Raw genomic sequence first — 18,399 nt, forward strand, 5'->3', positions numbered from 1 at the left:
AAACGACAAGGATGTAACAATGCTCGGGATCCCCGCAGTGGAATGGTTTGGATATTTTGCCTCTATCGTAGTTGCAATCTCACTAACCATGAGCTCTATCGTAAAACTACGATGGCTAAATATGTTTGGCGCGGCTATTTTCAGTGCCTATGGATTTATCATCGGTGCTTTACCTGTTGCATTGCTAAACCTTTTTATCGTATTCGCCAATATTTACTATTTACGCCGTATTTATACTCAAACATCGCAATACAGGCTGCTTGAGGTTACTTCTGATTCTCACTATTTGAATTTTTTTGTGGAGCACTATCAGCCCGAAATAAAAGCAATATTTCCCCACTTTGATAAAAGCAGTTTGGCGCAATCACCCTTATGTTTTTTGATGCTTAAAGAAGCCCTGCCCATTGGCGTGTTTGTCGGCCATGTAGACGAGCAAGGACAAATGGAGATTTACTTAGACTTTGTTATGCCTGAATATCGCGACTTTAAAATTGGCAAATACCTATACCAAAATCATGACTTCTTTGCTGAGCACCAGATCCAATCTTTAAGCGCTGTCTCAAGTGATGCTCGACACAGTAAGTACTTAAGTCAAATGGGCTTTAGTCAATCAACAGACAACACTTGGTCTCGACCAATCTAAAGTATTCATCAATCTCGTTGCCTATGTCATTGATTTGACCTATTGAAAGCTTATACTAGAGTTCGTGGCTTACTCAATGACCCAACTAGGATTTCTCCAAATGGAATATAATACTTCTGAATTATGCGACCTGTATGCGGAGACCATTGACGTGGTTGAACCTATGTTCGCCAATTTTGGTGGCCGTAGTTCGTTCGGTGGCATCGTACATACGATCAAGTGTTTTGAAACTAGTGGGCTAATCATGGAGACGGTACAAGAACCTGGTGCCGGAAAAGTATTGTTGATTGATGGTGGCGGTTCACTTCGCCGTGCTTTGGTCGATATTAGTATTGCAGAGGCCGCAGCAGAAAATGAATGGGAAGGTATTGTTGTATATGGCTGTATACGCGATGTTGACGCTATTGATGAGCTAGAGTTAGGTATACAAGCGCTTGCTTCAATTCCCGTTGGTGCCGATCCTGACAACATGCAAGGTGAACTTAATGTGCCGGTTAATTTCGGCGGTGTTAGCTTTTTACCAGAAGACCACCTTTATGCTGATTCTACCGGAATGATTCTGTCACCTGAGCCGCTAGACATCGAATAAACAACAAGGTCAGGCTTTGTTGGCTTGCCTGCTCAAAGAGCAAACTAAGCCAACAACCACAGCCGCCAACTAATCGGTCTGCACGTCATCCATCTTTCCCAACAACGCACTTAGGCGTTCTTGCCAAGCTTGTTGTGATTGCTTCAATTGGCCATTTTCATCAGCAAGTTGACTGTTCTGTTCTTTCAATTCGTCGATTTCCATGCGCAATAGCTCAATGCTTTCGACGGCATTGTGGATCTTGGATTCAAGTTTTTCTAATACTTCAAAAGACATTTGCAATTCCTAGTTGGCTTGATTAATACGAAAGCATACTCTTGTCATTTTGATGCAACAAGGGTAGAAAGGTCATTCATTTTTTAATTGTTGAAAAAGTAATCCATGAGCATCACTTTAGGCCGATATCGCCACTATAAAGGCGCTGACTATCAAGTCATCGACACGGTAACCCACAGCGAAACCGAAGAAACCTTGGTTTTATATCGTCCCTTATATGGGGAAGGTAAACTTTGGGTACGTCCAATCGCTATGTTTAAGGAGTTGGTATCCATTGACGGTGAACCAGTACCTCGTTTTGAGCTGATAGAACCCTCTTAAAACTCAAAAAAACAGGCCTTAGGCCTGTTAGAAAATATCGAGTACGCTGAGCGGCTACTAAATGTTTTGTTCCATGTTTTCAGCTGGCATTTGACAGTTAGGTGTACCGACAACTTTAGCAGGAACACCGGCCACAGTAGTGTGTGGTGGCACTTCATCTAGTACGACACTGCCCGCACCTACTTTTGCGCCAGTACCTACCTCAATATTGCCCAAAATTTTTGCACCGGCTCCAATTAAAACGCCGCAGCGTATCTTCGGATGTCGATCGCCACGATCTTTACCGGTACCGCCAAGAGTGACCGATTGCAGTATAGACACGTTGTCTTCAATAACGGCAGTTTCACCAACAACAATTCCGGTCGCGTGGTCAAACATGATACCGCAACCAATTGTTGCTGCTGGGTGAACATCGACTGCAAATACCATTGAGATTTGATTTTGAATATAGCGAGCAAGTGCTAATCGTCCTTGGCGCCAAAGCCAGTTTGCAACGCGATAGCCTTGTATAGCTAAAAATCCCTTAAGGTATAACAAAGGGATAGCGTAATACTTTACCGCCGGATCGCGATCTTTAACCGCAACAATGTCAGACGCGATGGCTTCAAGTATTTGCGGTTCAGCGCTAAATGCTTCTTCGATAAATTCTCGCAGTAAAATCGCAGGCATGTTTGCGCTATCAAGCTTACTTCCAAGTTGATAACTCATGGCGGACTTTAAGCTGTCATGATTTAGGATAGTCGAATAGAAAAAACTAGCGAGCATTGGCTCGTCGTCGGCCATTCTTCTGGCTTCGTCACGAACCTGTAGCCAGATGGTTTCCGACAAAGGTTGCTCATAGCCAAACTGCTTTGCTTTATTTAAGTTCACTTACAACTTCCCTATTCGAATTTTACTCGACAAAAAGACCTTGGCGATTAGCGGGTACGATACTACGCGGATCTTGGTGGATAATAACATCAGCGCCTTCCCAGCGCTCAATTAATCGCGCTTCCAAACGGTCGCCAATTTCATGGGCTTCAAACAAAGACAGCTTATCAAGCAGTTCGATATGTAACTGAATAATTTTGGTGTTACCCGACTGGCGAGTGCGTAAATCATGGGCTCCAAGAACACCTTCCGAATCTTTCGCAATCTCCAAAATCTCTTCGCGTATTTCCGCAGATAACTCTCTATCCAATAAATCTTGGATAGACTGATAGCCGATATCCCAAGCACTCTTCATTATGTAGAGAGATATCAATACCGCGAGCAGCCCATCTGCCCACCACCAGCCAAAATCTATTAACAATAGCGCCAGTAATACTGCACCATTCATCATAATATCCATGACATAGTGCAATGAGTCGGCTTTGATAACGGCGTTATTGGTAAGCTTTATCACATAACGCTGGAAGGCTACTAAAGCAAAGGTGATAAAAGTGGAAGCTAGCATCACCCAAACACCAATGCTGTTAGAGTCGATACCTTTTTGCTGTACTAAAGCTGTACCACCGCTATAGAGTAAGACGAGCGCAGATCCGGCGATAAAACAGGATTGAGCAAGTCCAGCAAGAGACTCGGCTTTGCCATGCCCAAAACGATGGTCTTTATCCGGCGGCATTAGTGCATAACGCACCGCAAATACATTGACTAACGACATGCCGATATCCATTAAGGAGTCGATCATGCTGGCCAAAATACTTACCGCGCCGGTATAGAAAAAGGCAACTGACTTAATCACCAACAAAAAAATCGCAACCGTAGTTGCGACCAATGTTGCGATGGTAACTAATTTTGAATGCTGTTGACTCACACGCTATTCCGCTAAAACTATAAAGCCCTTGAGTATAGCTGATTTCTCACCAATTAATTACTAGCTTTGCCTTTCCCATCACCTTTTCCGCCTTGACGCTTCTGCATTTTATCTTGCATTTTTTCCATTTGCTCAGTGTGTATCTCTTGATACTTTACTTGTTGCTCTGGCGTCAATACTTGGAAAACTTCATGCTGCGTTTTTAACGCTGCAAGCTTTCGTTCGCTTTGCTTAGTTAATTGCTGGTCAATCAGAGCTTTAGCTGCTGCTTCATCAAACTCAACACTACTCACGACAGCCATGTGCTGAGCGTGATAGGCTTGCATTTCACTAAAGTCTTTTTTGTCAGCTTGACGCTGGTCACGCTGAGTTTGCATTATTTCTTTAATTTGGCTTTGTTGCTCGTCGCTTAAATCAAGTTGGCGCATCATTCGCATTTCACCTTTACCGCCATGACCTTTACCACCTTTATGATGGCCGCCATCGTTAGATGCCGCAAAAGCTGTAGGGGCGGCGATAAGCGTAGCTGCAAGCAATAGAGTTAACTTTTTCATTGGTTGGACCTTGTTTGTTTTTGGATTCGAGTTAAGTTTATTCTAAGTCATGCAAAGAACAGTCAGAGCTGTGTAAAGCTGTGTAAATGCAATGTAAACAGCACTTAGTTAAACAAAAAAACGGTACAATCGCCGTATAAAGTCGTTGTTTGTGAATTACGTACGCGACAGTTTTGGAGAAATAAATGAATTTGCTACTCGTTGATGATGACCGCGAACTAAGTGAGTTACTCAGTGAACTACTGGAGCTCGAAGGCTATCACACTGAAATTTGTAATAATGGTGAACGTGCCTTAGAGCGCCTCAAAGAAAAAAGCTACGATCTAGTATTGCTGGACGTCATGATGCCTGAAAAAAATGGTTTTGATGTATTACGTGAACTTCGCGTCTCAAACCAACAGCCGGTACTAATGCTTACCGCCAAAGGTGATGAGTTTGACCGTGTACTAGGTTTGGAACTCGGAGCCGATGACTATTTGGCCAAACCCTTTAGTGAGCGTGAGTTATTGGCTCGTATTCGCGCCATTTTACGCCGTACAGCAAAGCAAGACAGTTCGTCAAAATCTGACAATATCATCGAGCAACATGATGTACACATAGATATAGGCACCCAACAGGCACTGTGCCAAGAACAACTGCTAGATCTTACCAGCACCGAATTTTTGTTGTTGCAGCAATTAATTAGTCACCCAGGCGAAGTGATCGATAAGAACGAGCTGAGCCAAAGTGTCTTGGGTAAGCGCTTACAAGCATTTGACAGAAGTCTAGACATGCACCTGAGTAACCTACGCCGAAAAATACCCGAGCGTGTTGATGGGCATCCGCGCATAAAAACAGTACGTGGAAAAGGCTATATGTGGCTACTATGGTCCTAAAAAAGTTACCAGCCTTCAATGGCCTATTTGTAAAAATATTTTTAGCTTTTTGGGCGATCTTGCTCATTACATCTTGGCTAACTATCAGTATTGCGCGGCACGCTAGCGTCGACAACTTCGTCGCTCCAAGCTGGGCAACTCAGCGCGCCAATAGTGCTTTGTCGATGATTCAATTAAATCCCGAATTCATTGATGCGAAATTTCCAAATATGTTCGCTCAAAAATATGGTCGTGCCCACATAGTTAGTCTTGAGGGCGAGTTTTTGAATAAACGCGGTGTCCGGCGTAACACCCGGCGATTTATTGCCAATCACTCCGATCCTATGGACCCGCGGGTTGCCCTAATTGACAACAATATTGTGATTGGCCCGTATCAAGTATCAGTGCGTAGTAGCCCTTCATTGTTCTATCTAGAAAAGCGCGCCACCGACGAACAGCTACAAGCGTTTACCAAACTAAGTCCACCACTATGGGCCTTAGTTGGGGTAGCCATATTGTTTAGTTTTGTGCTGATTTACTTGCTTACAAATCACTTTGTAAAACCGCTACGACAATTGCAAAGCGCAGCCAATCGAATTTCTATGGGTAAACTGCAAACCCGACTACCACAGCTCAAACGCGGTGATGAAATAGGCCAACTGGGCGAAAGTCTAGAGCGAATGCTGAGTGCTCTTAACAGCGCGATTAGCAACCAGCAACGTTTGTTAAGTGACATATCCCACGAGCTACGTTCTCCACTAACTCGCCTAAACATGGCTGTTGCATTACATCGTAAACGTAGCGAGTCAACACCTGAAATTGCTCGGATTGAGCGTGAATCCGCGCGCTTAGAAGAAATGATCGCGGCGTTATTATCATTGTCTCGAAGCCAGATAAACGCTGAACAAAGCAGTTTGGAATTGCCTGACTTACTCCAAGATATTATTGAAGATTGCGAGTTTGAAGCCAGCCAGTTACAAAAACAGTTTGTTCATAGTTCATGCCCTCAAGTTATTGTTCATTGTTATCCAAACTTACTCGCTAGCGCTGTTGAAAACATTTGTCGAAATGCGCTCAAATACGCCAGTCATAAAGTTGAACTTGAAATCACCACCGATAACCAACAACTCAACATTATTGTAAAAGATGATGGTCCGGGTTTACCAGAAGCTGAATTGGTTGACATTTTCAGGCCGTTTTATCGTAGTGGCGAAGCGCGCGATAGGGATTCTGGAGGTGTTGGATTGGGCTTAGCTATTGCAGAGTCTGCCGTCGTACAGCATTCGGGACAAATATCGGCACGCAATCGAACACAGAAAGGGCTGGCTCTTACGATTACAATCCCCTTACAATAGCCGCAGCTATTGTGAGTGAGTCTAAAGTTTTATGATAAACATTGTGTTGTACCAACCTGAAATTCCGCAGAACACTGGCGCTATTATCCGCCTTGCAGCTAATAGCGGCTATCAATTGCATTTAATTGAGCCCTTAGGTTTTACTTGGGATGATAAACGAGTGCGTCGGGCCGGCCTTGATTACCACGAGTTTGCCAATGTAAAACGTCACGCCAATTATGAAGCTTTCTTGAGTTCAGAACCGGTAGAGCGCTTGATGGCTTGCACCACCAAAGCGAGTAAGTACCATAGTGACTTTAGTTTTCAAGACGGGGACTACTTAATGTTTGGACCCGAGACGCGAGGCTTGCCAGCTGACATTATTGAAAGCTTACCTCCAGAGCAACGCTTGCGGATCCCTATGTTGGCTGAGAGCCGCAGTATGAACCTATCCAACGCGGTATCGGTTTTTGTATACGAGTCTTGGCGACAACTTGGATATCCCGACGCCGTTTAAGCTGAACAAGTTTTACAACCTTACGCTGAGCGTTGATCGCGCTTTGAGTACTTATCATGATACATGCGCTGGTCAGCTAACATAATCCACTGACCAACCGTTTGGTCGGTCTCGCGTAGCGCAACCCCAACACTTGCATCTGCGGCATCGAATCCTGATTTACGCGTTTGGGTAATTACTTTTTGAACGATTTCTTTCAAGCTTTGTTCATCGAGTTGAGTACTCAATATGATAAATTCATCACCACCAATTCGGTACAAACTTGCGCTGTCACGGGTTGCCTTAGACAAATGGTTGGCAAAACTTTTAATGTAATGGTCACCACGTTGATGCCCATGAACATCGTTGTACTTTTTAAGATCATCCAAATCGAGCATGGCAAGCAAGGTTCCCTCAACTTGGCTCGGAAGCACTTCATCGAATGCAAATCGATTCGCAATCCCGGTAAGTGAGTCAGAGCGTGCCAAACTTAAAGCATGTTCGCTTTGTTGCAGATAAGAGATACGTTGGCGCTCAACCAAATGAAGCTTGTAGGCCATAATCATTGCTAAAAGCAACGATTCCAAAGTCATGCCAACCAAACCAATTTGTTCGACCTGTAAAAACAATTCTGGCGCGCCAATGGTACTGAGTGTTGACCATATACCAAACACAACAAACGTTAAATTTGCTAATAGATACCATGCACCAACACGGTCGCGGTGACGGGTTCTGTGAATACCACAAAACAGTCCATAAATGAGGAACAAATTGACATTAACCCGATTTAGCTCGTTTGCAATTGTATCGTTCCAAAACGCAATTGGGATGCTGATAATCATGACACCAAGAATCACCCGGCTTAAGCGCCAAAGCTTAGGGTCACTTGCCGGTGTAATTCGCAATAATCGGTTGACGAACAAAATATAGAAAACATTGCTAAATAGGATGGGCGCGTAACTTAGTTCAAAGTTGTTCCAGCCAAGGAAGCTTTTTATGACTAAGTTAGAATTCGCGAAAAAAACGATATTGAGGAAAACAAAAGCAGAGTAGTAAGCGATACTGCGTTCAATTCGACCTAGGCTAAACACTGCATACTGAATGGCTAGAGCAATCAACACACCTAACGCCAACAAGGTCAATATAGCAATGGGGGTGGTTCTCCCTGCATAGTCGCTCTGGGACCATAAATACAAGGTTGGTACAGTAATTGTGAAGCGACTTTCAAAGTCGACTACCAAAAGGTAGTCACCACTAATCGCTGGTAACTTAAGATCGTTACGCAGGAAATAGTCGCTGTCGAGGTCAGACATGATGCCAGTGCTTGTTTCAAATACGATCAGCTCGTCTTTTAGCAGACGCACTGTGGCATATTCCCATGCACTGCTGCCTGAGAAAACCAACACACTCGGATTTTCAGCGAACAACGAAACAGGGCCACTGAATTGATAATTGAAGCCGTAAGCTTTAGCGCTGGTGCTTACGTTTCCTGTAGAGTGCTGTAGCCACTGACCTTGCACAGGCTCGTTAGCTTGTACCGATAATGCCATGAGCATCGCCAACGCACTGAAAATCTTAAATAACAGCGGCCAATCTCCCTATTTGCGCGCTTAGTACAACGATACTACAGAACTAGAGTAGTAAACCAAAGCTGATTTTCATGCACTTGTCGAATTCGTGCGCCTAAATACACTAATTAACTGTTTTTACAAAAATAGTTCGTCGGTAGTACCAGCCTAAGCTTAGACCGCGAGCTAACATTAAGGCCGATAGCGCAAGCCAAAGAGCATGATTTCCAAGGCTTTGAGAAAACCACCATACTGGGAAAAACACCCCGAGACTGGAAACCAGCATTGAGTTTCTCATAACCTTGCCTGCAGCAGCGCCTATAAACACACCGTCAAAGACGTAGCACCAACATGCCATTAGCGGAAGTAATGCTATCCAGAAAATATAGTCTAAAGCGATAGTTCGGATACTATCGATGCTCGTTAACAAAGACACGATATCCACAGAAAAATACCAGAAGAACACTGCGAAAATAACAGCGCCAATAAAGGCTAGTTCTAGAGCTGCACGCACTTGTCTGCGCATTCGCTGAGTTTGTTTTGCCCCAATTGAATGACCCACTTGTGCTTCAACTGCGTAGGCTAAGCCGTCCATTGCAAACGAAATAAACATTAGAAAGTTAAGTAATACAGCATTCGCGGCTACGTAGTTGTCGCCTAGCCTAGCCCCTTGAATAGTGATAAATGCGAAACATGCTTGTAGTGCTAACGTTCGGATAAAAATATCGCGATTCAAGGCCATAAAACCGTGCATTTTTTGCCAGGTAATTTCCCGAACAGCTAAAAAAAGTAGTGGGCTAAGTGACCCGCTATGCTGACGTTTTAAGATATGTATAGCGAGAATAACGCCCACCAACAATGCAATATAATCGGCAACCACGCTTGCTGCAGCAACGCCTTTAACATCCCACTCAAAGCCCCACACAAATAGTAGATCCAAGCCAATATTCACCAGATTGGTAATCACGAGCAAGATTAAGGGCCCCCGCGCATATTGCATACCGAGCAACCAACCTAACAAGGCATAGTTACTTAACACGGCTGGTGCACTCCAGATCCGTATTGAAAAATAGTCGGCAGCATACGCGCTTACAACATCACTCGCACCGGTGATCTTAAGCGCGAATTCTAGAATAGGAACTTGTAGTAAAAGCAGTATACTCGCAATACTTACTGCCACTAATAATGCCTGTACCAGCGTTTGGGTCATCGCATGAACGTTGCCTTGGCCATTGGCTTGCGCCGTTAAACCCGTGGTCGACATTCTCAAAAATCCAGACATCCAAAACAAGTTACCGCAAATCATACTCCCCACGGCAACCCCTGCTAGATAATGCGCATGCGCTAAATGCCCTACAACAATGGTATCGACTATTCCCAATAATGGGACGGTTATATTCGATAGAATCATAGGAAAGGCCATCCAAAGCAACTGGCGATAGTCTATAGAGCTTGGGCGCATGAAACCTCGATGATAGAGCTTGTAATAACACTAAGTAGATAGTGGTAACTGAGTATGCGTGCTATAGCAACTAGCAATAGTATGCCGTTTGAGTGTTGCTAAGCTATTAAAGATATTTGATAGCGAGGATACACGATGAAACTGTGGGATTACATGGCCGCAGCACTTCTTGGCCTAATACTGATGTCAGGAATCGCTCCTGAGCAATCATCAAACACCACAAAAGTTGCGCAAAGTATTGAACAACAGTGGATAGAGGTTTGGGTTGATGAAACCCAAACCGGTAGTTAAAACACTAAGTATATTTGCCCGCTAGAACCAGGCAAAAATCCAATGGTCTGCGAGTAATACAACAAACAACAGCATCAAGTAGACAATTGAGTAACCAAATAAGGCCATCGCATCACTTTGGTCGTTGCCTCGGTATAGAGTCCAAGCTTTCTTCAGAAATATGGCGTTAAGTGCCACCACACCAACCAAATAAGGTAGACCGCTCATGCCGACTAGGAATGGTAAACAACATACGGCAAACAGCAACACGCTATACAGCATAATCAAATTTTTCGTAAATTTGATTCCATGGGTAACGGGTAACATTGGGATGTTGACCTTGGCATAATCGTCACGTCTGGCAATTGCTAGCGCCCAAAAGTGTGGCGGTGTCCAGGTGAAAATTATCATCACCAACAGCAATGGTTCGGCTGAAATACTGTTATTGATTGCGGTCCAGCCCAAAAGTGGCGGCATTGCTCCCGCTAAGCCACCTATCACAATATTTTGTGGCGTAGCCCGCTTAAGCCATAAGGTGTAAACCACCGCATAGCCTACAAGACTAGCTGCGGTTAGCCATGCGGTGAGGGGATTTACCCAAGCGTATAAAATCACAAAGCCCAATAGTGATAATAGGCAGGCCCATGCTAGTGCCATTGCAGGGCTAACACTACCACTTGGCAGCGGTCGATTATGGGTACGCGCCATGCGAGCATCGGCTTCTTGGTCAATACAGTGGTTGAACGCAGCCGCACCACCTGACATCAATGCTATTCCCAAACTACCTAAAATGAAGGGTAGCAGCGGTGGTAAGGTTGAGGTTGCCAAACAACTGCCAACCACAGCCGTGAGCACGATGAGTGCAACGACCTTAGGTTTGGTTAGTTTATAGAGCGCTCTCCAATCAGGTTGTTCAAGCTGCCACGGCAGGTTTAGAGACTTGCTCATAGTCCGACTCCTTTACTAGTGCGGGTTGTACGCGTTGATGGTGCGCCACAATAAGACTGATTAAACTGGTTAGTAGCAAGGCCGCTACTACATTATGTGCCACAGCAATGGGTAGCGGTATTTGCCAAACTACGTTGCTTAATCCTAGGCCTACTTGCAGTAATAATACCCAAATCATTCTTGCAGCTCGCCCTCGTTCAAAATCACTATGGCGACGTTGAATATGGATTAGGGCTAAAATGAGTAGATAAATTGTAGTAATAGCCGCGCCAATACGATGACTGGCATGAATGGTCGTGCGTTGGGCATGGCTTAAGACACCATATTCGTAATCGCCTCGAGGCGTATCTGGCAGAGGTTCAAATGCACTTAGGTCAAATGACTCTTGCCAACCCTGTTCGCAAACAGGTAGCGCATGACAACTCATCGCAGCGTAGTTAGTACTGGTCCATCCGCCAAGAAATATCTGCCCGATTAGAATCAACAGGCCCAGAAATAGAAATGGGCTCATGCGACTAAAACCACTAAAGCTGCGCTGGCGGACAAAATACCAACTGACCAGCAAACTCAAGGTCGCAAAACCTGCCAGTAAATGGGCGGTTACCACCAACGGTAACAAGCCCAATGTCACCGTCCACATTCCTAAGGCAGCCTGGAATATAACTAAAACTAACAAGGCGGTCGCAAGAGCTCGCTTCTGCCGGTATCGCCATGCAGCAATACACAAGCCCAAGATAACAAAACCTAAAGTACCAGCAGCATATCGGTGGATCATTTCATTCCAAGCTTTGTGTTGCTCTAAAGGTCGTTCAAAATTTTGTTGAGCACTGGCGACAGCATCGCTACTGGTTGGGACTAATAATTGTCCATAACAACCTGGCCAATCTGGGCATCCAAGCCCAGCATCAGTTAGTCGGGTATATGCGCCTAGCGATATGACGACTAAGGTCAATAAAATTGCGACTAAAATCCCTTTCTGCACGCTTATCTCCTTGAGGATAACAACTACTTACTACTGGTAGCGCGAATTTTTAATCAATTTTTTAAGGTCTCGATTTAGGCCCATTGCTATCGATGAATCCTCAACATTTTGCATTTGTGGGTAACTAAGAATCACTAATCCGGTTGGGTCTACTATTAACCAGTGCCCTGAATAAGCCTTAATGTCGGTAAGTTGCTTGGAGTCAACCGGCATCGTTAGTCCTTGCCAAGTTGTATCCGCTAACGACGAGCTAGTGCCCACATCAAGAACTAAAGTTTGGCTTTTAAGCTTGGCTGCACCTAGGCCCTGCCATACATTATCAAGCCATTGCAATTGTTGTTGGCAAGCTCCCTCATCACAAGGGCCACTATTCACTTGCGCCAGTGACCACTTACCTTCGGGATAGTTTGTAAGTTGAACCGCTGGCTCAACCCACTCACCATGGCTTAAAACACCAGATTCAAACCAACCAAGACGAAGCACCAACCAAGCCAGCACAATCGGCAATACAAAGACCAAAATAATCCCATACAAGGTACGTCTAGAGCGCTTTGGATTGATAGGCGCTGAATGTTGCCCTTGCGCAAGTTCGCTCATTGTTCATCTCCTTTGCCACGCCACCAAATTGTCGCGACATAAATCGTTAAAATACTGGCTACTATAGCCATTAACACCCACTGCAATGCGTAGGCCTGATGTTTTTCGGCTGGCATGGCAATGAGTTGTTCAGGATTGAGATCCAAGTTTGGGTCGAGATAAAAAGGCAGCAGTTCTATCCCCCATAATTTGGAGAGTGCTTCAATATTGAGTTGCTGTACTCGTTGGGCAACGCCCATATCTTCGATCCAATGATCTGCATCCAACACAATCGATTTGCTTGGGTAACGAATTAAAAACTGAGACTGCGAAATGGAGTTTTTAAGCTCAGGAAGTTGCTTTCGGTTTCCAGTAAATGGCACCCAACCCGTTTTAACCAACGCCGCTCCTTGGGGAGTATTTGCCAGTTGAAAAATGGCGTAGCCACTGCGTCCGGACTCAAACTGATTATCGAGATAAACGAGTTGTTCTTTCCAATGCAAACTGCCAACTTCCACTCGGCGCCATTGCTCTGAACCGCGACCAATTGCCAATGACAAACTAAAAACATCACCTGAACGCTGATAATATTCACTTAGAATCACTTGTTTTTGTTCTGCGCGTTGCATTTGCCAAAACGCAAGCTTGACCATCAGCAGTACTAAGGCCAACATCAAGGTCACAAAACTCAATAAACGCCAATGTGTTACGGCGTTCATCCACAAGGAAGTCTGGGTGCTATTAAAATTACTCATCGCGTTACTACTACTCTTTGTCATCGTAAACCTAGGCTTGGCGATGCGCGGCATGCTAAACCCATCAAAACTACCGATGAGCCACTACATTGGCCGTCGCCTATGGTTTAGTGCCGCAATTATTGCTTTAATTTTACTTGCACTGGCAACAGGTTTAATTCAACCCAACCCGCGTCCCTACTAGGGAGTATTTACCCTAGTTACTCTTAATTTATAGAACATACACAAAAAAGAACAAGCACAGCCATACCACATCAACAAAGTGCCAATACCAAGCGCTGGCCATAAATGCAAAATGCTGCTTACCGGTAAAATGACCTTTGAGTATGCGTAAGAACATGATGAACAACATCAAGGTTCCAAGTGTTACGTGTAATCCGTGGAAGCCTGTTAGTAGGAAAAACGTGTTCCCATAAATGCCAGAATCTAATTTCAAACCCATTTCTTGATAGGCGTGAATGTATTCTTCCACTTGAAGCACCAAAAATATGCAACCCAAAACGATGGTTGCACCAAGCCAACGGACTAAGGCCTTTCGTTGGTCATGCTCTAAGGCATGATGTGCTTTGTGCAAAGTGACGGATGAAATCAACAAGATTACCGTGTTAATCAATGGCAAGCCGCCCCAACCCATCGCTTCAGTTGTGGTACCGCCCGGAGTCGTAACCAAGGGCCAAATCGCTTCAAAGCTAGGCCACAGTACTTCTCCAGTCATGGCGTTGTTACCGGCGCCACCAAGCCATGGCACAGAAATCATCCGTGCATAAAACAGTGCACCAAAGAACGCTCCAAAGAACATCACTTCAGAGAAGATAAACCAACTCATACCTTGTCTGAACGAACGGTCCATTTGAGCACTATATAAGCCGCCCATGCTTTCTTGGATAACGTTACTAAACCAGCCAAACAGCATGCAGAACATCACTACCGCGCCAGCTGTTAGTAACCAGCTACCGCTACTTTGTTCAGTTCCGATTTGTTGGACGGTTAATCCGGCACCAACTGCAATTAAAAATAGACCAATGGCACCAATAAAGGGCCATTTGCTTTGCTCGGGTACGTAATAGTGTTCATAGGGTTGCGTCATTACTCACTTCCTGTGAATTTGTTGAAACATTTACCTGCGCACCACTGATGGGGAACATCGTATAGGCTAAGGTCAAAGTCGAAATATCGCTTGGTAAGTCAGGGGAAACATAAAACAGCAAAGGCATGTCCACGCTCTCGCCGGCAGCCAAGCTTTGTTGTTCAAAACAAAAACAGCTTACTTTTTTAAGATAGCTCGCACCGCGCCCTGGACTAACTGAAGGTACAGCCTGTACTACCGTCGTCTCATGGCTAAGATTAGTTGCGCTAAAGTTTACGGTTATCGATTCACCGGGATGCACACTAACTTTTTGAGTTACGGCATCAAAATCCCAAGCCAAATCTTTATTCACGTAAGTGATGAACTCAACGTTGATCAACCGTTGTTGATCAACGTTAGTAGAAACCGCGCTTGCTTGCTTTTCTGTTTTGCCATTAATACCCGTAATTTTGCAAAAGACATCATACAAAGGTACTAATGCGTAGCCGAAGCCGAACATCAGCACCACTGCGATACTAAGTTTGCTAACTAATCGGGCATTTGTTCCCATCTACTTAATCTCTGGTGGCGTTGTAAAGCTGTGATAAGGAGCTGGTGATGGCAAGTTATCCCATTCCAGACCTTCAGCACCATCCCACGGTTTAGCGGGTGCAGGCTCGCCCTTGCGTATGCAATGGATAATGCAATACAAGAAAATGAACTGAGATAAACCAAAGGCAAAGCCACCAATACTTACAATGGCGTTAACGTCAGCAAACTGCAGTGCATAATCTGGGATTCGGCGTGGCATACCGCCAAGCCCCAAGAAATGCATTGGGAAGAACAACACGTTCACCGAAATAAGAGAGCACCAGAAATGCCACTGAGCGATACGCTCGTTGTACATTCTGCCTGTCCATTTTGGTATCCAATAATAGACCGCAGCCATAATCGAAAAGATTGCACCCGTTACCAATACATAGTGGAAATGCGCCACCACAAAGTAGGTATCGTGATACTGGAAATCTACCGGAGTGATTGCCAGCATCAAGCCAGAGAACCCACCAATAGTAAATAACACGATAAAGGCTATGGCAAACATCATTGGAATTTCAAAGCTGAGCGACCCGCGCCACATGGTGGCCACCCAATTGAAGACCTTAACTCCCGTAGGTACCGAGATCAGCATGGTACAGAACATAAAGAACAGCTCTGCCTCCACTGGCATTCCCGTAGTAAACATATGGTGCGCCCAAACCACAAAACTTAAGCCCGCAATCGATGCAGTTGCGTACACCATGGAGGCGTAGCCAAACAGTTTTTTTGCGGGAGAAGGCAGGTACAATCGCTGAGATAATGCCAAAACTGGGCAGTATCATAATATAAACTTCAGGGTGTCCAAAGAACCAGAATATATGCTGGAACAAGACTGGATCACCACCGCCTGCGGCGTCAAAGAAAGAGGTTCCAAAGAACTTATCGGTCAAAACCATGGTTACAGCGCCTGCAAGAACCGGCATTACCGCAATCAACAAGAACGCAGTAATTAGCCATGTCCACACGAACAATGGTAATTTCATGTAAGTCATACCTGGCGCACGCATGTTCATAATAGTTACGATGACATTAATCGCTCCCATAATTGAACTGATACCCATAATATGCACCGAGAACACAAACAAAGACGTACTTGGCGGGCTATATGTTGTTGATAGCGGCGCGTAGAAAGTCCAACCAAAGTTTGGACCACCACCTTCCATAAACAACGATGAAAGTAAGATTGCAAATGCAAATGGAAGGATCCAGAAACTCCAGTTGTTCATTCGCGGTAGCGCCATATCTGGAGCGCCAATCATCACCGGAATTAGCCAGTTAGCTAAGCCAGTAAAGGCTGGCATAACGGCTCCAAAGACCATGATCAGACCGTGCATAGTGGTCATCTGGTTAAAAAAGTTAGGGTCAACAAGCTGCAGTCCCGGTTGGAACAATTCAGCTCGAATAACCATCGCCATTGCGCCGCCAGTGATAAACATGGCGAAACTGAACCACAGATACATGGCTCCAATATCTTTGTGGTTAGTGGTTAATAACCAGCGGGTAATACCCTTGGGTTTGTGGTCATGACCGTCATGGTCATGAACATCAATTGCGGTAGACATAAAAATTCCTCATCCTTGACACTTACTTTTCTGCCAAATAAGCGGCAACATCTTTCGCCTGAACTAAATCACCGGTGTCATTACCCCAAGCATTACGCTCATAGGTGATTACCGCAGCCAATTCTTTCACGCCCATCTGCTTGCCAAAGGCTTGCATCGCTGTACCAGGAGCACCATTTACCACCACATTAATATGTGCGCCCATATCGCCAATAGCAATTGGACTGTCTTTAAGTGCTGGAAAAATGCCGGCTAAACCTTCACCGTTAGGCTGGTGACAAGCTGCGCACTGATCGATATAAACTTTCTCACCCAGTTCCATAAGTTCATCCTCGCTCATGGTCATGGCAACTAAACGTTTTTCTTCTTCTTGTTTAGCGACAAAGGCTTGTTCTTTTTCAGCTAGCCACGCGTCGTAGTCGGCTTGTTCTTTAGCGATGACCACAATTGGCATAAAGCCGTGATCTTTCCCGCAAAGCTCGGCGCATTGACCACGATAGATGCCAGGGGTGTCCACAACCGTCCAAGCTTCATTGATAAAGCCTGGATTTGCGTCTTTCTTAACCGCAAAATCAGGAACCCACCACGAATGAATCACGTCTTCAGACGTCATTAAGAAGCGAACCTTTTTACCTGTAGGGATAACTAAGGGGTAGTCAACTTCAAGTAAGTAATTGGGGCGTTTTTCAAGCGAGCCATCAACTTCGCGATTGTCTGTCGCTAGCTTGCTATAGAATTCGAGTTGATGGTCAAAGTATTTGTAGTGCCACTTCCATTGCGAGCCAGTCACCTGAATGGTGAGGTCCGCATTACTTGGGTCTTCCATGGCTAACAAAGTTTTAGTCGCTGGGATCGCCATACCAATAAGAATGATAAACGGGACGATGGTCCAAATAATTTCAACTTTGGTGCTTTCATGAAAGTTCGCAGCTTTAGCACCTTTTGAGCGCCGATGATGGTACATAGCCCAAAACATCACGCCAAAGACCACCAGCCCTATAGCAACACAGATATAAAAGATCGTCATATGCAGGTCATAGACCTGCTGACTAATTGAGGTTACGCCGGGTCGTAAATTAAACATCATTTCGCCAGCGAAGAGCGAGTTCGAAAACAATAACAACAGGCTCAACGGTATCCATCGGCTCACAGCTATCTCCTTTGCTTGTAGCCAATTTATTTACACAAATGCTGATGCGCTAATAGTTCAAATATCTCATAGAGATCTTCGAGCCGAATTAACGTTAATAACAATCAAACCAACAAGTTAATTGTAGTTATCATGATATATGCACAGCATCTGCAAACAGCTTGCTAATTCAACACGACGAGGCGCTGAATGGGTTGAGAAATTTAACTTCTCTGCAACAGACGACAGCTCTTGGGCAGCATTTGCTATGTAGCTAATGTCCTTTATCACCTAACTTAGGCAACCCAAGCGTTCAATTACTCGTATAAATTAGCGTGCAAGTTACATACTTGTAAAGACTTTGTTGCGCATTTTTCACTAAAGTATCAATAAATTGGAATTGTTCAACACGAAGTAAAATTGGAATACGACTTTAGTCTAAGGTTAAGTGCGCCGCTTTTGCTAAGCAGCTCCAAGAGCGCAGCCGAGCTGCAAGCGGGTGATAAAGTGAAAAGTTGAAAGTGCGCCGTTGCACGGCTGCAAGTTACAAGGGCGTCGCTGCGCTCCTTCAAGGAAGTTCAAAACAATAAGCACAAGGAGCAAGGAGCAAGGAGCAAGGAGC

Annotated in this window: 21 protein-coding genes and 1 pseudogene; 8 read left to right on the top strand and 14 right to left on the bottom strand. The window is 44.7% G+C overall.

From position 1 onward, the window contains the following. Nucleotides 1–19: 19 nt before the first annotated feature. Together DBZ36_RS18835 and rraA are read left to right on the top strand one after the other, a co-directional pair. Nucleotides 20–643 carry a hypothetical protein gene (locus DBZ36_RS18835; RefSeq protein WP_120356537.1) on the top strand — a complete coding sequence of 208 codons (624 nt, stop codon included), beginning with the start codon at nt 20–22 and terminating at the stop codon, nt 641–643. A gap of 100 nt (nt 644–743) precedes the next feature. Further along, the gene (gene rraA / locus DBZ36_RS18840) at nt 744–1,232 is read left to right on the top strand and encodes a ribonuclease E activity regulator RraA (protein WP_120356538.1); all 489 of its coding nucleotides are present in this window, start codon (nt 744–746) and stop codon (nt 1,230–1,232) included. Nucleotides 1,233–1,301: 69 nt separating this feature from the next. Here rraA and DBZ36_RS18845 read toward each other — a convergent pair whose 3' ends face one another. Continuing rightward, nucleotides 1,302–1,508: a cell division protein ZapB gene (locus DBZ36_RS18845; protein ID WP_120356539.1), complete on the bottom strand. Its 207-nt coding sequence runs from the start codon at nt 1,506–1,508 to the stop codon at nt 1,302–1,304. Between the two features lie 105 nt (nt 1,509–1,613). On the opposite strand from DBZ36_RS18845, the gene DBZ36_RS18850 reads away from it, so the two are divergent. Further along, on the top strand, nt 1,614–1,829 hold the full coding sequence (locus DBZ36_RS18850; RefSeq protein ID WP_120356540.1) for a DUF1653 domain-containing protein: 216 nt from the start codon (nt 1,614–1,616) through the stop codon (nt 1,827–1,829). 57 nt (nt 1,830–1,886) lie between these two features. Here DBZ36_RS18850 and cysE read toward each other — a convergent pair whose 3' ends face one another. The 3 genes from cysE to DBZ36_RS18865 form a co-directional block, all read right to left on the bottom strand. Beyond that, complete coding sequence (gene cysE, locus DBZ36_RS18855; protein ID WP_199711932.1) at nt 1,887–2,657, bottom strand: serine O-acetyltransferase; 771 nt, start codon at nt 2,655–2,657, stop codon at nt 1,887–1,889. A gap of 64 nt (nt 2,658–2,721) precedes the next feature. After that, nucleotides 2,722–3,624: a cation diffusion facilitator family transporter gene (locus tag DBZ36_RS18860; protein WP_120356541.1), complete on the bottom strand. Its 903-nt coding sequence runs from the start codon at nt 3,622–3,624 to the stop codon at nt 2,722–2,724. A 53-nt stretch (nt 3,625–3,677) separates the two neighbouring features. Then, entirely contained in the window at nt 3,678–4,178 is a 501-nt protein-coding gene (locus DBZ36_RS18865) for a Spy/CpxP family protein refolding chaperone (protein ID WP_120356542.1), read from the bottom strand. Nucleotides 4,179–4,363: 185 nt separating this feature from the next. Here DBZ36_RS18865 and DBZ36_RS18870 point away from each other — a divergent pair, with 185 nt between their 5' ends. The 3 genes from DBZ36_RS18870 to trmL are packed head-to-tail and all read left to right on the top strand — an operon-like array spanning nt 4,364 to nt 6,883. Further along, nucleotides 4,364–5,053 carry a response regulator gene (locus tag DBZ36_RS18870; protein WP_120356543.1) on the top strand — a complete coding sequence of 230 codons (690 nt, stop codon included), beginning with the start codon at nt 4,364–4,366 and terminating at the stop codon, nt 5,051–5,053. Next, a complete protein-coding gene (locus DBZ36_RS18875) occupies nt 5,044–6,387 on the top strand; it encodes an ATP-binding protein (protein WP_120356544.1) in 1,344 nt (447 codons plus the stop codon). The genes DBZ36_RS18870 and DBZ36_RS18875 overlap by 10 nt, the downstream gene beginning before the upstream one ends. Nucleotides 6,388–6,418: 31 nt before the next feature. After that, complete coding sequence (gene trmL, locus DBZ36_RS18880) at nt 6,419–6,883, top strand: tRNA (uridine(34)/cytosine(34)/5-carboxymethylaminomethyluridine(34)-2'-O)-methyltransferase TrmL (RefSeq protein ID WP_120356545.1); 465 nt, start codon at nt 6,419–6,421, stop codon at nt 6,881–6,883. A gap of 20 nt (nt 6,884–6,903) precedes the next feature. Here the strand turns inward: trmL and DBZ36_RS18885 are convergent, their stop codons facing one another. Continuing rightward, nucleotides 6,904–8,412, bottom strand: coding sequence for a sensor domain-containing diguanylate cyclase (locus tag DBZ36_RS18885; RefSeq protein WP_158589148.1), 1,509 nt, complete (start codon nt 8,410–8,412; stop codon nt 6,904–6,906). A 142-nt stretch (nt 8,413–8,554) separates the two neighbouring features. Next, on the bottom strand, nt 8,555–9,892 hold the full coding sequence (gene dinF / locus DBZ36_RS18890; RefSeq protein ID WP_120356547.1) for an MATE family efflux transporter DinF: 1,338 nt from the start codon (nt 9,890–9,892) through the stop codon (nt 8,555–8,557). A 135-nt stretch (nt 9,893–10,027) separates the two neighbouring features. Between dinF and DBZ36_RS20560 the strand changes: the two genes are divergently transcribed. Further along, on the top strand, nt 10,028–10,183 hold the full coding sequence (locus DBZ36_RS20560) for a hypothetical protein (RefSeq protein ID WP_158589149.1): 156 nt from the start codon (nt 10,028–10,030) through the stop codon (nt 10,181–10,183). Nucleotides 10,184–10,204: 21 nt separating this feature from the next. Here the strand turns inward: DBZ36_RS20560 and cyoE are convergent, their stop codons facing one another. From cyoE to DBZ36_RS18910, 4 genes are read right to left on the bottom strand one after another with little or no spacing between them, the layout of a single operon-like run. Then, nucleotides 10,205–11,110 (bottom strand): heme o synthase, encoded by a 906-nt coding sequence (cyoE, locus tag DBZ36_RS18895; RefSeq protein ID WP_120356548.1) that lies wholly within the window; start codon nt 11,108–11,110, stop codon nt 10,205–10,207. After that, on the bottom strand, nt 11,076–12,092 hold the full coding sequence (locus tag DBZ36_RS18900; RefSeq protein WP_120356549.1) for a COX15/CtaA family protein: 1,017 nt from the start codon (nt 12,090–12,092) through the stop codon (nt 11,076–11,078). Before DBZ36_RS18900 ends, cyoE begins: the two co-directional genes overlap by 35 nt. Nucleotides 12,093–12,122: 30 nt before the next feature. Next, a complete protein-coding gene (locus DBZ36_RS18905; RefSeq protein ID WP_120356550.1) occupies nt 12,123–12,689 on the bottom strand; it encodes a hypothetical protein in 567 nt (188 codons plus the stop codon). Further along, entirely contained in the window at nt 12,686–13,423 is a 738-nt protein-coding gene (locus DBZ36_RS18910; protein ID WP_158589150.1) for an SURF1 family protein, read from the bottom strand. Before DBZ36_RS18910 ends, DBZ36_RS18905 begins: the two co-directional genes overlap by 4 nt. On the opposite strand from DBZ36_RS18910, the gene DBZ36_RS18915 reads away from it, so the two are divergent. Then, complete coding sequence (locus tag DBZ36_RS18915) at nt 13,404–13,607, top strand: DUF2909 family protein (protein ID WP_120356745.1); 204 nt, start codon at nt 13,404–13,406, stop codon at nt 13,605–13,607. The genes DBZ36_RS18910 and DBZ36_RS18915 overlap by 20 nt on opposite strands. Nucleotides 13,608–13,634: 27 nt before the next feature. Here DBZ36_RS18915 and DBZ36_RS18920 read toward each other — a convergent pair whose 3' ends face one another. From DBZ36_RS18920 to coxB, 4 genes and pseudogenes are all read right to left on the bottom strand, one after another. Further along, a complete protein-coding gene (locus DBZ36_RS18920; RefSeq protein WP_120356552.1) occupies nt 13,635–14,510 on the bottom strand; it encodes a cytochrome c oxidase subunit 3 in 876 nt (291 codons plus the stop codon). Next, on the bottom strand, nt 14,494–15,060 hold the full coding sequence (locus DBZ36_RS18925) for a cytochrome c oxidase assembly protein (RefSeq protein WP_120356553.1): 567 nt from the start codon (nt 15,058–15,060) through the stop codon (nt 14,494–14,496). The genes DBZ36_RS18920 and DBZ36_RS18925 overlap by 17 nt, the downstream gene beginning before the upstream one ends. Continuing rightward, a pseudogene (gene ctaD, locus DBZ36_RS18930) lies at nt 15,061–16,648 on the bottom strand (cytochrome c oxidase subunit I). 22 nt (nt 16,649–16,670) lie between these two features. Then, nucleotides 16,671–17,735 (bottom strand): cytochrome c oxidase subunit II, encoded by a 1,065-nt coding sequence (coxB, locus tag DBZ36_RS18935; RefSeq protein WP_120356746.1) that lies wholly within the window; start codon nt 17,733–17,735, stop codon nt 16,671–16,673. Between the last annotated feature and the right edge of the window lie 664 nt (nt 17,736–18,399).

Source organism: Alginatibacterium sediminis, from assembly GCF_003610775.1.
Lineage (GTDB): Bacteria > Pseudomonadota > Gammaproteobacteria > Enterobacterales > Celerinatantimonadaceae > Alginatibacterium > Alginatibacterium sediminis.